At 57.1% G+C, this 3021-nt stretch carries 5 protein-coding genes; all 5 read left to right on the top strand.

The genetic code is table 11. The features are described 5' to 3' along the window. Nucleotides 1-1023: RHS repeat-associated core domain-containing protein (locus AC1D01_RS27680; RefSeq protein ID WP_477872118.1), on the top strand; the 1023-nt coding region annotated here is incomplete at its 5' end. A gap of 2 nt (nt 1024-1025) precedes the next feature. After that, nucleotides 1026-1217 carry a hypothetical protein gene (locus AC1D01_RS27675; protein ID WP_477872116.1) on the top strand — a complete coding sequence of 64 codons (192 nt, stop codon included), beginning with the start codon at nt 1026-1028 and terminating at the stop codon, nt 1215-1217. Nucleotides 1218-1444: 227 nt separating this feature from the next. Then, a complete protein-coding gene (locus AC1D01_RS27670; protein WP_477872114.1) occupies nt 1445-1915 on the top strand; it encodes a hypothetical protein in 471 nt (156 codons plus the stop codon). Between the two features lie 103 nt (nt 1916-2018). Further along, nucleotides 2019-2681: a leucine-rich repeat domain-containing protein gene (locus AC1D01_RS27665; RefSeq protein ID WP_477872111.1), complete on the top strand. Its 663-nt coding sequence runs from the start codon at nt 2019-2021 to the stop codon at nt 2679-2681. 63 nt (nt 2682-2744) lie between these two features. Next, the coding region (locus AC1D01_RS27660; RefSeq protein WP_477872109.1) for an RHS repeat-associated core domain-containing protein at nt 2745-3021 on the top strand (277 nt) is incomplete at its 3' end.

Raw genomic sequence — 3021 nt, 5'->3', positions numbered from 1 at the left:
ACGGACCACAACGGCGACGTGACGGCCCGCGACGCGTACGACCCGTTCGGCAAGCGGCGCTTCGCCAACGGCAACTACGACGCGGCCGGCACGCTGGTGATCGACTGGAGCCCCGCCATCAACAGCGGAACTGACCGCGGCTTCACCGGCCATGAGCAGCTCGACGACATCGGGCTCACGCACATGAACGGCCGGATCTACGACGCGGCCCTCGGGCGGTTCCTGGCGGGTGATGCGAGCGTGACGGATCCGCTGGATCTGCAGAGCTACAACCGCTACAGCTATGTGCGCAACGATCCGCTGGCGCGAACTGATCCGAGTGGCTGGAACGATCTGACACAGGTGGTCCAGCCGATTGTGTGGATCACCGGGCACCGGGAATGGAAGTGCGGCGAATCCTGCGTCAACTCCATCAAGGCAATGCTGCTTGCGTCAGCCGAGCAGGCCAGGAAGGCAGCCAAGCACTGGCGAGTGGTGGTTCCCGTGGTGCGAAGCGTCGTGCGGTTCGGCGGCGGTATGCTCGGCGGGACCGTGGGTGGCGGGTTGGCTACCGGTTGTGCAACGTTGTCGGGCGGGCTGTGTTCGCCACTGGCGCCCGGCATTGTGCTGGGCGGCCGGTGGCTCGGGCAGGAAGGCGCGGTACTCGCGTTCGACGCGGTGCTCAACGCGACGGTGGGGGCGGAGCAGCCGGCGGAGGGCGTATCGACTGGAGCAAGCACGCCAACGAGTCCGGAAATCAAACCCGAAGAACTCGAGGGTAAAACGGAAGAGGAGTTGGAGAAGCTCGCCAAGGACAAAGGCCTCGTCCAGGATCCTACGAAGGCAGGCAAATGGCGCGATCCAGTGAGCGGAAAGGAACGCCTGTTGATCCACCCGGGACACTTAGACAAAGACACGGGGCTTCCCTACGACAATCCCAGAGCAGCTGCGCCCCATGCACACGGATTCGAACCGGGCGGGCGAGGCATCGGTGACCCGAATGCTGGCGGTGATCTCCACTTTCCTATTCGACCAAGGACCTGAAGATGACGACAAAAGCGGATGACCCCTCAATCCACGAGTTCGCTGGTGGAGAAATATGCGTATGGCTCGACGACAGTGGCGTCATCTGTTTGAAGAGCCGCAATAGGTTTAACGATCCAGTTGAACTTGCGGAACATGAGGCGCTGGAGTTGGCCGACTTGCTAAAAAGGTTTGTCGAAGAGCAGCGTGGTTGACGAAGCGCCCTACCCGACTCGTGGCCTTGGTCAAGACTGAGTCCAAGTCATCGACTCTCGCTTTCGAAGCATCTTCAACTGCCATGCGGAACAGCTTTCGAAGGAAGGTCAGGAGAACAGCGAGCACTTCATTGAGGTAGCCGAATTGGAGATGGCCTGCGAATCCTTCTCTGGCCCTTTCCTGCGCGAAAGCTCATGACCTGAGCGATGTTGGCCACGCGTGCTGGGTGGACGGTGGCTCAGACAAGATGGCGCGGTCCTCGTGTTTGACGCGGTGCTCAACGCAACGGTGGGAGCGGGCAGCCGGCCGAGGGGCTGGAGACCGGGCAGCCAATGAGGATAGTGACGGCAAAGTAGGCTCCTATACCAATACCCACGAAAGCGGCAAGAAGTATCACGGTAAAGGATCTGAGGAACGTGCAAAGCAGTCTGGAAAAGAGAAGGCCGAAGAAAACACTGATCCAGTCAAAGAGACAGAGTGGACTTCATCCACGAACATGCGGGAGGCTTTCAAGGACGAGGCCAAGAGAATCCGCAATGACGGCGGCGTTCAGAATTCGAACAACTACAACAAGATCAATTCGCCGCGAAAGATATCTCAATCAAGATGGTCGTTGATATCGGAGTCTTCTAGTGATTCAAGCTATAAAGTGGGGCAGCAGCTCTATTGCAATATTCTCAGAGAGAATGAGATCTGAGATTGCGGATGAGCTCGCTTCTGGCTCCGTGAGTGGCGTAGCTGTCGCCCCGGATGAAGGGTGTTCCGACGAAGTATTACAATCTCTTGTCGGACTACCAAACTTGAAGATTCTGGTTGTACAGCGATTGCCCGATGTCGCGGTCAGCGCATTGGAGCAACTGCCGTGCCTTGAAGAGGTCTCTATAGACGAGACGAAGCAAACACTGGATCTTGGACGGTTGCCCAGACTAAAGAGATTGTCGGTCTTTTGGCATCGCAGAATTTTCCTCAATGAGACCAGCTCGAAGGTTGAATCATTGCATGTGTGGAAATATCGCGCAGCTGATCTTTCCGACTTCCCGGCGTTCCCGAATCTTACTGAACTTGAACTGGTTAAATCAAATGTAAAAAGCCTATCTGGAGTTGCGGGATATCCAGGATTGAAAATACTTGAGTTGCATCGACTCGATCAACTTGAGCAACTCACGGACCTTGGGCTTCAGCAATTGGTATCCTTTGTGGCTGCCGACTGCAAAAAAATTGAAGACCATGAACATATTGCCTCTTTCAAGAAACTCCAGGAGTTGAAGCTGCATCGATGCGGAGTCATGAAGTCGATCGATTTCATACGGGATCTCCGCGACCTGCAATCGTTTAGGTTTCTCGGGACCCCGATAGCGGACGGAGACTATTCCCCATTGCTGCGATTGGAGGATGTGTATTTCACGGAAAACCGCAAACTGAAAGTGAAGCCCGCTGACTTCCACCAGAGAAGAAGTACCTGAGCGAGAAACTGAGACAAGGACCACCTGGGCAGCATCGCAGCGACGACGGACCACAACGGCGACGTGACGGCCCGCGACGCGTACGACCCGTTCGGCAAGCGGCGCTTCGCSAACGGCAACTACGACGMKGCCRGCRCKCTGGTGATCGACTGGAGCCCSRCCRTCAACAGCGGCACGGACCGCGGCTTCACCGGCCAYGAGCAGCTCGATGACATCGGGCTSACGCACATGAATGGGCGGATGTACGACGCGTCCATTGGGCGTTTCCTGTCCGTCGACCGCGCGGTGACGCAGCCCTATGAACTGCAGAGCTACAACCGCTACAGCTATGTGGAGAACC

It is taken from the genome of Rhizobacter sp. P3_B12 (assembly GCF_056402895.1).
Note: the sequence above shows the minus strand (reverse complement) of the source record. Positions and strands in the feature narration are given on the sequence as shown.